This is a genomic window from Microbulbifer regidiadema (SeqCode) (assembly GCF_052467605.1).
In genome coordinates this window covers 4724436-4737285 of record NZ_CP174316.1, presented here as the reverse complement: position 1 = coordinate 4737285, position 12850 = coordinate 4724436, and the positions used below count along the sequence as shown (strand labels likewise).

At 46.2% G+C, this 12850-nt stretch carries 11 protein-coding genes; all 11 read right to left on the bottom strand.

Annotated features, from left to right (window positions below; all coding sequences use genetic code 11):
- Positions 1 to 120: 120 nt before the first annotated feature.
- The gene (locus tag ACJJIF_RS21335; RefSeq protein WP_444930259.1) at positions 121 to 1179 is read right to left on the bottom strand and encodes a reverse transcriptase domain-containing protein; all 1059 of its coding nucleotides are present in this window, start codon (positions 1177 to 1179) and stop codon (positions 121 to 123) included.
- Positions 1180 to 1809: 630 nt separating this feature from the next.
- Positions 1810 to 2157, bottom strand: coding sequence for a hypothetical protein (locus ACJJIF_RS21330; RefSeq protein ID WP_444930258.1), 348 nt, complete (start codon positions 2155 to 2157; stop codon positions 1810 to 1812).
- 913 nt (positions 2158 to 3070) lie between these two features.
- Positions 3071 to 3394: a hypothetical protein gene (locus ACJJIF_RS21325; protein ID WP_444930257.1), complete on the bottom strand. Its 324-nt coding sequence runs from the start codon at positions 3392 to 3394 to the stop codon at positions 3071 to 3073.
- A 101-nt stretch (positions 3395 to 3495) separates the two neighbouring features.
- The gene (locus ACJJIF_RS21320; protein WP_444930256.1) at positions 3496 to 4170 is read right to left on the bottom strand and encodes a hypothetical protein; all 675 of its coding nucleotides are present in this window, start codon (positions 4168 to 4170) and stop codon (positions 3496 to 3498) included.
- A gap of 466 nt (positions 4171 to 4636) precedes the next feature.
- Complete coding sequence (locus ACJJIF_RS21315; RefSeq protein ID WP_444928600.1) at positions 4637 to 5095, bottom strand: DUF6368 family protein; 459 nt, start codon at positions 5093 to 5095, stop codon at positions 4637 to 4639.
- A 538-nt stretch (positions 5096 to 5633) separates the two neighbouring features.
- Positions 5634 to 6041, bottom strand: coding sequence for a GFA family protein (locus ACJJIF_RS21310; protein WP_444930255.1), 408 nt, complete (start codon positions 6039 to 6041; stop codon positions 5634 to 5636).
- A 1210-nt stretch (positions 6042 to 7251) separates the two neighbouring features.
- Entirely contained in the window at positions 7252 to 7653 is a 402-nt protein-coding gene (locus tag ACJJIF_RS21305) for a hypothetical protein (RefSeq protein ID WP_444930254.1), read from the bottom strand.
- 2126 nt (positions 7654 to 9779) lie between these two features.
- Positions 9780 to 10220 (bottom strand): DUF6795 domain-containing protein, encoded by a 441-nt coding sequence (locus ACJJIF_RS21300; protein WP_444930253.1) that lies wholly within the window; start codon positions 10218 to 10220, stop codon positions 9780 to 9782.
- 93 nt (positions 10221 to 10313) lie between these two features.
- A complete protein-coding gene (locus ACJJIF_RS21295; RefSeq protein ID WP_444930252.1) occupies positions 10314 to 10961 on the bottom strand; it encodes a hypothetical protein in 648 nt (215 codons plus the stop codon).
- A gap of 89 nt (positions 10962 to 11050) precedes the next feature.
- The gene (locus tag ACJJIF_RS21290) at positions 11051 to 12244 is read right to left on the bottom strand and encodes an IS91 family transposase (protein WP_444930251.1); all 1194 of its coding nucleotides are present in this window, start codon (positions 12242 to 12244) and stop codon (positions 11051 to 11053) included.
- A 136-nt stretch (positions 12245 to 12380) separates the two neighbouring features.
- Positions 12381 to 12824: a hypothetical protein gene (locus tag ACJJIF_RS21285; RefSeq protein WP_444930250.1), complete on the bottom strand. Its 444-nt coding sequence runs from the start codon at positions 12822 to 12824 to the stop codon at positions 12381 to 12383.
- Between the last annotated feature and the right edge of the window lie 26 nt (positions 12825 to 12850).

The following is a 12850-nucleotide window of genomic DNA, read 5'->3' as shown; positions in this document are numbered from 1 at the left end:
TAGCCCAAAATATCCCAGCATTTCCTTTAGACTGTTCCAGTTGTAACTCTTGCGCTGACTCCGTCGATTGAGCCATTTGTGCATACTGTGTAGAACATAGCTGTACAAACGGGACAAGCTTCAACTGTTGTCTGGCAGACCGAAGTAGTTCTGGAAGCCTTGTAGCTTGCGCTTCAGTGTGGGCAGCCATTCTCTCAGACGCTCACTGCGCTTGGCTTTGATCCAGTGGTAGAGCGCTTCCATTGTGCCCTTCTGTTTCTTTGCGGCAGTCCGGCGCCTGAGCCTGGGACGTTTGTTGACGTCCAGGCTCCAGTAGAACTCAAAACCCAGAAATTGGAACTGCCGTTTTCGGCCCGGATGGAAGCGGCTAAAGCGCTTCAGGTGCGTTTTCTCGGGGGCTAACTGCAGGCCAAACTTGTTCAGCCGTTGCGGTAGTACCCGGTAAAAGCGCTCTGCATCCGTTTTCAATTGGAAAGCCGCTACATAATCATCGGCGTACCGGATTAGCATGGCTCTGCCACGCATACGCGGCTTAACCTTCTTCTCGAACCACAAATCCAGGACGTAGTGCAGATAGATGTTCGCCAGTACCGGACTGATCACGCCACCTTGCGGGGTGCCTGCTGCCGCTTTACTGAACTTACCATCTGGAGTTTGCACGCGCACCTTAAGCCACTGTTTAATCAGTGTCAGCAGGGCTTTGTCGTCGATACGAAGGGCTAGCATGCGCAGTAACCAGTCGTGATCCAGCTGATCAAGGCTATGTACGGCTTGGTGGGCGCTTTTCCTGGGGCGGTAGCCGTAGCTAAAGGGCAGAAAATCCTGCTCCCAGATACTTTGCAGTAGCTGCGCTACGCTCTGCTGCACCAGTTTGTCTTCCACCGTAGGCAGCCCCAGTGGGCGCTGCTTGCCGTTGCCTTTGGGAATCAATACCCGCTTAATCGCCTGGGTACGGTAGCGTTTGTCACACAGCCGTTGATGTAGGCATTGGATATTTTGTGGCAGACCTTGCCGGTAAACTTCGGTTGTTACTCCATCGATACCGGGGCGGGCCTGCTTGTTGAGCTGGCCCCAGCTTTGATACAGCAGGTTGGAATTTAGCAGTCCGTATAAATTCTGAAACCTGTGCGCGGGGTGGCTCTGTGCTTTAAATGCGATGGCGTGCAAGGCGGTTGTCATAGTGTCTCCAGCCCTACTTTGTCCGGACTATGTTTCTGTTGCACACCGATATTACTGTCAGCCCCTTCGCCATGTAAGCGGCTTTCCCGCTCTCGGACTACTATGAGCTGATCCGACTTCCGAGTGGTCTTCGTTGGTTTCACCATTAGGCTTAACTTCCCTACCTGTTCCTTCAGGAACCTGCTCGGATCTCTCAAGTTCTCAATACCTCTCTTTCTACATGCCACGGCTTGATAACCCCGCCGATCCGCCACAACCTCACCAATGCGGTTGCTTTGCCTGGACTTCGATGGCGTTACACATCTCGTCGATCGGAGCTCACTTTATTATCGGAGCGATACCAGCACTTCAGGGTCACGATAACCCCTATGGCCTATAGAATTCTCTGTGTACGCTTCACATAGTTTGTTCACAGTGAGAAAAAAAATGAGTATATTTTTTTTTCCTTCTGCTCCGCCCTACGCGCAACACTCGATACGGGTGGCTGGTTAGGCCCTACCCGACAGGGACTTCCACCCTGCAAGAAGCATCAAGCTTAGCTTGACGCACTAACGCCCGCAACACAGGCCGAGTTGCGAAGCAACGAAGGTCCAGCCAGCTTGCTGGCGATTGTGCTTGCGCTTGTTAAGCCTAAAACATTTCATCATGGTTATATCTTGCCGCTGATGAAACATAATCTATGGGGTCGTTGAATAATTGTTTAAGTATATCTCTTAACTCACCAATGAATTCATCACCGATAATGTCACAGACTTGTTCTCGAATTCTTGGGTTTGAGTTTGAAATATTTGCCTTAAGCATTTCATTTCTTTTTTGTTCTGTTGAAGCATATGCCCTATAAGTAAATACCCAACCTGATACAAGCTCATCATTATACGATGCATCAATTTCTTCTAGAGCAGTATCATCAAGGCAGAAATCTCTTGCCCGAATGTGCTCCATCAGTTTGTCGATTATCTGTTCTCTATCCTTACTCATGAATAATCCATTTCAGGGGCTTAACGCCACAAACAGCGGCAGATTTGGAGCAGCGAAGCTGCGGAAAAACTGTCCAGCCCACGTAGTGGGCGGTGCTGCTTTGTTTTGTTAAATACTACGGCCACTACGAAGCCACCTAATTGATCTAAGTATTAGTTGTGGTAAGTAATACCACCAAACAGTGCCGACAACACCTATATAGATAGCTGGATACCAAAAATTGGGGATATCTCGATAGATACTGTACTCCCCATTACTCCCAATACTATCTACGAAGTTAAGTGCTTCGACTACGTACGCTAGTGGCACCATTCCCCAACCTACGGGAAAATCTATTGTGAGGTAAAGGAGCCAAGCCATCACCGCACTGCCATCGGAGCTACTTGCAATCAGATACCCCATAATAAATACGGATACGAGATGTATTACAGCTAGTGTTACAGAGACTTTATGTATCATCGGTATTTAACGCCGCTAGCAAGGGCAGCCGAAGCAACGCGTAGGCTGTCCAGCCCAGCCCCGAAGGGGTTGGGCGAGCTTGCCTAGCCTGGTTATGGCTGGCGCGCTCAGGACTACCTACTGGCACTTTGCCAGCCACAGCTTGGCTGGACCCTGCCCAATATTTAAGAGGGAAGAATACCGCACTTCCCCCAACCAATTCCTATCTAATTGGCACTCCGCGAAATTGCAGCGGACTGCCAGTTTCTACCGCACCTGAGCAAACGCTCTAGAAACGAAACTGCTTGAATTGCAACCAGCAAAAATTGCTCAATACTGGCTGCTATTTAGTGGCACCAAACTTTCAGTTACCACGAAAAATCAATAAAACCGACCGCCACAATAACGCCGGTAGCAAGTGCCGAGAAGCGATAGCGACGAGGTCAAGCGCGAAGCGCGACCTTGCCTACCTTTGTTAAGTGTTTTTCCTTGCATTAACGCTCCGATTAATTATTAAGCCCAAGAGTGCTAGAACCCCGACCGTAAAAGAGGAAGCATAGCCATTGAGAAAATAAAGCTCTCCCTGCTCTTTAATAACAGCCAAATACATAAACTTGTCATTTGCCATGTCATAGAACCCGGATGCCAAGAACAATGAAAACAGCAAACCCAATAATACACACCACGGCTTTTTGAATGAGGCAAACAAAAAGACCATACCAAAAACTACAGCTTGCACCCACATTCCAACAAAAGATGGAATTTTATCTGATACCTCAGCACTAACCCCCTGAGACATCAACAAGAACGCCACTATTGAAGCTATCCTCATACTCATACACTTAACGCCAAAAGCAGCGGGCGGCAAAGCCGTCCGACTGCCTTGCATTGTTATACGTTTTAAGAGCGAAAGCTAACATTAAACTCTAAAACCTTTAATTGTTCTTCGAGGTCGGGTGATATTTTTAGCGCTTCAGCATGGCAGCAAGATGCGCAGATTGGACAGCTAACATAATTTGAAGGCAAGTCCATAGCGGCTAGTATTCGTCTTGTTTCTTGATAAGAACGCCCTATTGCCACGTCAAGTTCGGCGAACTCCCAAGGATAATGATAAAAGAACGACTCTTTTTTACCCCCGTTTCTTTCACATGCCACGCATAGATATCTTCCAGGGATGTGGTGGAATCCGTCATATTTCTCATTTTTAACTGTGCTAAATATTACCTTCTTCCTGTTTTCTTCTGCGTGACAACCAGCATTAAAACCAGCTTCATTATTTACGTTTATTTTTGCCTGTAAATTGCATGGGTCATCAGTAAACTTGCAGCACCAAAGGTCAATCGGTAACTTTACAAAGCCTTCAGGGCAACTAATATCACCGCCATCCTTTTTCCAGAAATCTATCCAAGGTCGTCCTTCTCGGTCAATTGTGTCAGAACAAAAATTTCTGGCGACTTCAATTGCATGATCCTTGTCTTCAGCTGCATACGGTATTGATAGCGTAGGCCTAAAGAAAGTAAGATGAATCCCCCTGTCTTTTCCTTCCGTAATTTTGATTAAACTTCTTACTTTCATATTCTCACTGACTTTACGTATAACGCCGCTAGCAAGGGCAGCCGAAGCAACGCGTAGGCTGTCCAGCCCAGCCCCGAAGGCGTTGGGCGAGCTTGCCTAGCCTGGTTATGGCTGGCACGCTCGGGACCGACTACTAGCACTTTGCCAGCCATAGTTTGGCTGGCCGCTGCCCAATATTTACGAGGGAAGAATACCGCACTTTCCCTAACCAATTCCTATCTTACTGGCAATCCGCGAAATTGCAGCGGACTGCCTCTTTTTACAACACCCGAGCGAACACTCTTGGAGCGAAACTGCCTGAATAGCAATCAGTAAAATTGCTCAATACCAGATGCTATTTAGTGGCACGAAACCTTCAGTTACCACGAAAAATCAATAAAACCGACCGCCACAATAACGCCGCGCTCTGCGGAAACTTAGGAGCGCTAGCGAGTAAATTTTCCGTAGCAGCGCCTTGTTATAGCTTTTACTTGACCATATGAAAATCATCATGATGTAACCATATCTTCATTAAATCAGGGCCAAGCTGGCTGGTGTAGCCGTTGTTGTAGTGTTGAGGGTGTGAGGCTAATGAATCATCATCTGTTCTATCATTTAAATCGTCGCAGAACTCTACCACCCCTTTAAATTTCGAGCATACAGCGTAACAAAGTTCAGCCAAACATTTATGATCTTTGAGATCATTGCAGTTTGCAGATATGTGGATTTTGTTCTTGGCTATTATTGAGGCCAAACCTTGTAAATGCGAATATTCCTTTATCTCTTCTGGATAATTCCAGCCAAAGCCAAACAAGAAAGAGCGTCCTTTGTATAAAATACCATTGCCATGGAATTCCCCGCCTAGTTCTTGGACGAAGGCGACGAAGTCTTTCTTAATTCCATCATCGATATCATAACCGACAATTATATCTGATATTGGTCCCATGTCAGATTCTCGGAGAGCTATAACGCCGCTAGCAAGGGCAGCCGAAGCAACGCGTAGGCTGTCCAGCCCAGCCCCGAAGGGGTTGGGCGAGCTTGCCTAGCCTGGTTATGGCTGGCGCGCTCGGGACCGACTACTAGCACTTTGCCAGCCATAGTTTGGCTGGCCGCTGCCCAATATTTACGAGGGAAGAATACCGCACTTTCCCTAACCAATTCCTATCTTACTGGCAATCCGCGAAATTGCAGCGGACTGCCTCTTTTTACAACACCCGAGCGAACACTCTTGGAGCGAAACTGCCTGAATAGTAATCAGTAAAATTGCTCAATACCAGATGCTATTTAGTGGCACGAAACCTTCAGTTACCACGAAAAATCAATAAAACCGACCGCCACAATAACGCCCATGGCAGGGGCGGGTTACCTTATGTGCGTTTTGCGCGAAAATGGGAGCGAAGCGACCGCGCAAAACGCACATAAGGTAACCCGTCCCGCAGAGGCCCGAAGGGCCGGAGCTTCATTGCCCGTGATTGTTATGTGGGTTACCCTCGGTCCGCCGGGTGGTTTACACCATCGTAGGTTGGAATACCTTCTACCTTTAGCGGGTTTATACCCTCTAGACACGCAACATTGAACCCGTATTGAGTTGGATTGGAGCGTCTCTGATGATGTGTGTAAACTCCGCACTTACCGCAGAAATAGTGTTTCGCTGTGTTGGTATTGAATTGATAGAGTTTCAAATGCTCCTGTCCTTCTAAGACAGTAATACCATCTAGCGAAACTGACGCAGCAATTGCGCCTCTCCTACGGCATAAAGAACAATCACAACGCCGAAGATCTATAAGGCCATCAAGTAGATCCAGCTCAATTTTTACAGAGCCGCAATGACATGAGGCTAAATGCTTTGGCTGAATTTTTACCCCATCAACCTCTTTTAGATTTAGGCTCATGACTCATTCCTTTTTGCTCACATAACGCCCCGCCTGTGTTTTATACACATATTTGAATCCTATTCAAAGCCTCATACAGAGAAATAGCCTAGCTTCCCGACTGGAATGGATGAAATTTAACCGTCTGTAAGACCAAAAGCGCTTGAGTTTTACGCTAAATCTAACGCTCTCCCTGGAGTAGAGCGCATATTGGTTATATAATAACCAGCATCCCTCTCTACTTAGGTATCTGATCTTGCCTGTAGTAGATAGAGTTGAAGCTCTCAATACTCTTGTAGAGCTTATCAGAGTAGTAACTTTCACTGGTTCACTTGTGTATAAAACTTAGAGCTTCAGTTACTACGAAAAACCAATAAAATCGACCGCCACAATAACGCCGCTAGCAAGGGCAGCCGAAGCAACGCGTAGGCTGTCCAGCCCAGCCTCGAAGGGGTTGGGCGAGCTTGCCTAGCCTGGTTATGGCTGGCGCGCTCGGGACCGACTACTAGCACTTTGCCAGCCATAGTTTGGCTGGCCGCTGCCCAATATTTACGAGGGAAGAATACCGCACTTTCCCTAACCAATTCCTATCTTACTGGCAATCCGCGAAATTGCAGCGGACTGCCTTTTTTTACAACACCCGAGCGAACACTCTTGGAGCGAAACTGCCTGAATAGCAATCAGTAAAATTGCTCAATACCAGATGCTATTTAGTGGCACGAAACCTTCAGTTACCACGAAAAATCAATAAAACCGACCGCCACAATAACGCCGCTAGCAAGGGCAGCCGAAGCAACGCGTAGGCTGTCCAGCCCAGCCTCGAAGGGGTTGGGCGAGCTTGCCTAGCCTGGTTATGGCTGGCGCGCTCGGGACCGACTACTAGCACTTTGCCAGCCATAGTTTGGCTGGCCGCTGCCCAATATTTACGAGGGAAGAATACCGCACTTTCCCTAACCAATTCCTATCTTACTGGCAATCCGCGAAATTGCAGCGGACTGCCTTTTTTTACAACACCCGAGCGAACACTCTTGGAGCGAAACTGCCTGAATAGCAATCAGTAAAATTGCTCAATACCAGATGCTATTTAGTGGCACGAAACCTTCAGTTACCACGAAAAATCAATAAAACCGACCGCCACAATAACGCCAAGCTTTGGGGCGGATCACGCAGTGGGCCGTCCCAGCAGCCGAAGGCTGCGACAACAGCCGAAGGCTGCGACAACAGCGCCTTGTTATGTTTTAATTGTTTCAACTAACCGCTCAAATATAAAAGTAGTTGGACCGTATTTTTGTTTTACGCAAATCTCGAATGTTTCAATCACCAGCCTAGTACCTACAGCGACGTCTTCACTATCCCAGTAGCCGCAGCGATCATACTCTATTAGCGAACCACCAAGATCAATTTCTACAGCATCGTATTGTTCGTTAAACTGGTCGATTCTCTCGCCGACAAAAGTGACAACACCACTCTTTTTTTTATGGGGTATAGCACCAGCTTCATAGCTCTGCCACCACTGACGAGAACCTACAACCCCATTGGATTCAATATACTCTGGCCAATCCGCCTCAAGAACTTCGTTAACTGAAACTGCCCATGGTGACTTAGATTCCTTTAAATCAAATATTACTGGCATTCTCTAAATCTCGGTGAAACATAACGCCGCTAGCAAGGGCAGCCGAAGCAACGCGTAGGCTGTCCAGCCCAGCCCCGAAGGGGTTGGGCGAGCTTGACTAGCCTGGTTATGGCTGGCGCGCACTGAACCACCTATTTGCTCTCTACCAGCCAACTTTGGCTGGCCACTGCCCGATAAATTTAAAGGGAAAAATACCATACTTTCCCAACCGGTTAACTATCTGATTGGCACTCCATGATGGCGTAGCTGGCTTGCAGGGCTTGCTGACTTAAAACGATGGCACTGGAGCGAAACTGCGGTACCAAATTTCAGGAAAACTCTCAGAAAAAAGTGCTCAGATAGAGATTGATGCTTGCAGCAGCTACAGAACATCTAAAAATCGACCGCCACAATAACGCCCGCAATAACCGGCAGACGATGCGCAGCAGCGGATGTCCGGCGAAGGCCACAACGTGGCCGTAGCGAAGTTGATTGCCTTGTTATGCAACTCTTTAGCCCTGCCTACCAAAATACTTATTAAATAATATTGGACATAGAAATTGACTATAATTTTGTCTAGGAAAGTCATCTGGAGCACGATAACAATAGCTAAATACATACACAATAAAGTATGAAAGTAACTCCAAATACTCAGCAGCCTCTCTATGTAGCAGTCGTTTAGATATCCTGATCTTCCTTAAATCATTTAGCATATTAAGATCAGGCTTCGTTTTGAAATACAACACATCTGACCTGTAGAACTCGATGCGAAACGCCTCTCCCTCAAGATGATATTCGTAATGATGAAGTTGCTTCCATGTCGCACAGCCTTCAATATACTTTTTAGCAACGTGAATTCCATTTTTCAGGTAACCACTTGACTTGTATCGAGTATATTCGGAACAGCACTCCAACAGATACTTCTTTATCAAAGGTATCTTTGTTTCATCTCGGTTCAATATTTCTAATTTTTTATAGATTTCCATACTCTACTTTTGCATAACGCTCGGTCTGTGTTTTATACACATATTTGAATCCTATTCAAAGTCTCATACAGAGAAATAGCCTAATTTCCCGACTGGAATGGATGAAATTTAACCGTCTATAAGACCAAAAGCGCTTGAGTTTTACGCTAAATCTAGCGCTTTCCCTGGAGTAGAGCGCATATTGATTAAACAATCACCAGTATCCCTCTCTACTTAGGTATCTGATCTTGCCTGTAGTAGATAGAGTTGAAGCTCTCAATACTCTTGTAGAGCTTATCAGAGTAGTAATTTTCACTGGTTCACTTGTGTATAAAACTTAGCGCTCGGTTTAGGGGCGGCCGGAGCGCAGCGTAGGCCGTCCCAGCCGCGTCTTTCGCGGCGATTACAACCGCTTGTTAGGTGGTTGACGAAGGAGTAAAAATAGGCCCGCCGCACATACCAACCACCAAAATACTAAGAAGAATGCCAGAAAAAAAGACGCACTGCTGTAAGGGCTACCTGGAGCAATTGCTAGTTTTGACGATAACACCGGAAAGCCACTTTGTAGCAACCATAACGGCGGACCAATAAAGATGTCTCTGACATTGTGCCAACTCCCCCCAGCCCCATCCGTGAGAAAACTCATTGCTGCGAATAGCAATGCTAGGGCCAGCCCTAGTAAGAATGAAAAGCTTACTCGCCTCATGAGCTATTGCCACCTAACGCCGCTAGCAAGGGCAGCCGAAGCAACGCGTAGGCTGTCCAGCCCAGCCCCGCAGGGGTTGGGCGAGCTTGACTAGCCTGGTTATGGCTGGCGCGCACTGAACAATCTACTTGCTCTCTGCCAGCCAACTTTGGCTGGCCACTGCCCAATATTTACGAAGAAAGAATACCGCACTTTCCCCAACCAATTCCTATCTTACTGGCACTCTACGAAATTGCTGCGGACGGCCTCATTTTACAGCACCTGAGCGAACGCTCTAGGAGCGAAACTGCTTGAATAGCAATCAATAAAAACTGCTCAATACTGGCTGCTATTTAGTGGCACTAAACTTTCAGTTACTACGAAAAATCAATAAAATCAACCGCCACAATAACGCCTCAAACACCGGCATGGTGAAGTTGGCGGCTTTTTGGTACAAAAATGGTGACAGCTTTACCATGTCCGAGTGCTTTGACTTGTTACATTCTGGTACATAGCACAGCACCCTTGCGTGTATTTACTGGTTCTTGTGAAATATCACATTTTAATGTTGCATTGTCTTTTTCAGTGACAATACCAACAGACTCGCCTCGCCAAAGTGTCAAAGATGATTCATTGACAACTGCACATACTTTCCATGAAAAAACACTGTCTCCCATAACGGTGAAGAGAGAAAAATGCTCGTCAGCTGGCAATAGAAACTTTCCTTCTTTGTCAGTGACCACCTCTCGATAACTATCGGGACAATCCTCTACAGGTTTAAGCCAACCTGTGCGTGCAGCCTTGATAATAACACCTGACATAGGTTTACCATTATCTATAAATACCCCTCCAATTTCTGGCGCCCAGATTTCAGTGTGGGGATTAATTGCACACGCCGAAATCAAAAATGTGATTGCTAGTAATATTGCGATTTTCATAGTTTGGGAATGTAACGCCTGCAGCACGGGCCGGAGCCGCAACGCGGCGGAGGTCCAGCAAATACGCAGTATTTGCGATCGTGCCTGCTCTTGTTAAGTGTTTACTGCCTGAGCGACCTCTTTTGCTTTTAGGATTACTGCTGCAGTCGGCTTAGTAAGGGCCTGTAGCAGCTTAGGTTGCTGCTCCATGAACTCTTTTGTCGGTTTCGGATTAGGAATACCGCTCGCTGCTTGCTCAGCAATCATAAACAAACCGTCGGAAACCCATCTTGTGTAATTCTGCACGGCTTTACATAGCTCAAAGTGCTCTTCGGCAAGTTCTGGGAGATACAAAGATTGGATCATATTGGCTTTATCAAAACAATGGGGATCATAATCTACATCGGCACCGAATAACTTGCTTATCATCTCATTGTTAAGTGAGTAATTGAGGGAAGATATGACCAAAAAGTACTCTTCTAACTTTTCGCGTTTGATAGACTCAAGCTCTTTCTTTCTCCATAAGTCATGCCCAATTGCCGATTTAATTGATTCCGACGTTTCAGTAGTGAGCTCCACTTGCTTTTTAATTGTATTGAGGCTCGATTCGATCGCCAAAAACTTTCCTTTTTGAGCTCCAGCCCCCTTCAATAATGAAGCCAAATAAGAACCAACTATCGTTATCAAAAGTAGAATTAGGTAGAAATGCCAATTCTGAAGCAGTGTTTCGTTCTGAACCTGTAATGCTATCTCTCTATTCATTTCATAACCGATTTAATCTTATTGAAAGTGCACTTAACGCTAAGATAACCTGCACTGCAGGCGGCAAAAAAAATGACCTGGCATTGAGTTTAGGCCGAACTAAAGAGGCCCATTCCTGCAGTGTCTGGTTCATCGTCGTGTTGTACATTCCCGCCGGCACTATCTTGCCGAGCCGCCCCCTTTATAAAGGAAATTCCTTTTTTCGCCTTAGACCACACCCTGCCACTCAGTTTTGTGGGCTCATGGCACTGACCACACTCTACCACCAGATCTTGGATTTGCAATCCAGCCGGGAGTGGTTGATCTTTCATTAAACCCACGAGATTACTACATAGTTCATGCTTTTTCTTATTGCATCCAGCATATAATCCATAACCCCGTACCATATGCTTACCTATCGGGGGTATATGCTGCAAAACACGCCTTAAGAGCTCCTGAGGCTTTAACCGAAGTTGCTTACGTCGCTGGTCACGGTGATCAAAATAACGAAACTCCACCCCCTTATGATCCACATTTAATATCTGCTTTGGCTTCAGCGGGCCACCTTTGATATAGCGTGAAAAATACAGCAGAACACCTCGACCATGCTCATATCGCTCCTGAATACGAACCGACCATTCTTTGCGATAGCAAGCTTTAAAGAGAATATCAAATTGGCCAATTGACCAACTGGGAGGGAGCTTGAGTAACCCGGCACGATACTGTTCTAATAAAAGCGCTTGAAATTTCCCTCTATAAAGACTCTTAACCACTCTCACAGGTAATAAATATTTACCTGTTTCTTTCCAACTTTCTCTTAAAGTCAAACCGCCAGCGGTTATCAGACAGTGTATATGTGGATGTAAAGTTAACTGCCTCCCCCAAGTATGCAGAGCCATAAGAACCCCGGGGATTACGCCGTGATAGTCCTTACTCGCCATCAACTCAAATAGCGTTTCTTTACTTGATAAAAAGAGTATATCTGTAAGCCTTTCTTCGTTGTATTGCCATAATTGCAGATACTCATGAGGAATAGTAAAGACCACATGAAAATGCTCTGTATCAAATAATTTACGACGCTGCTGATCAACCCACTGCAGCTGTTTTCGACCTGAACAGAGAGGACAACTTCTGTGCCTGCAAGAATGATACTGTTCAGTTACATGGTTGTGCTTACAGCGATAATAACTGCTTCCCATCGCTTTTGTACGGCACTCCTGAATCGATGAGATAGCTTTCAAATTTTTTAGTGGTTGCACAGTTTTAGATAAATAACCACTGTACGCAGAAAATATATTTTGCAATACCCGGTTATGCACCTTCTAAAACTCCTCTTATAATTTAAAAGTGGCACCACTCCCGCGCAGCGGGTTTGTGCAACGCCTCAAACACCGGCATGGTGAAGATAGCGGCTTTTTTGGAACAAAAAAGGTGACAGCTTTACAATGTCCGCGTGCTTTGACTTGTTAAAAGCCCATGGCATGATTGTTTGATTTGAGCTGTAACCTCTTTAAGGAAAGCTTCATTTTTTTTTAGCCTTCGCTCTTTACCCGGACAAGGGCACGATTCCATGTAACTGTATGAAATGTTTAGCATATGCTCAGGCTCAAACTTTTCTTGGGCGAACAACTGCATATTACCTTTTGTGAAAAAATATGTTGGAGCCTTAGCGCCTTCATACTGGTGAGGGCCGAATTCATCGACCTCGATTTTACTTGCTGCATGTTCCAAGCAAGCCTGGGTTAAATTTTGACTCAAAGGCAACATGGACTGATTGTAGAAGCCAATCTCACCACAGGCTGATAGCAACATAGTAACGATCAATATTTGCAGCTTTCTCATATGTTCGATTGGCCTTTTAACGCCCGGCTCATCGGCGAGCAAAGCGAGTCCGGTGGAGGCCGCAGGCC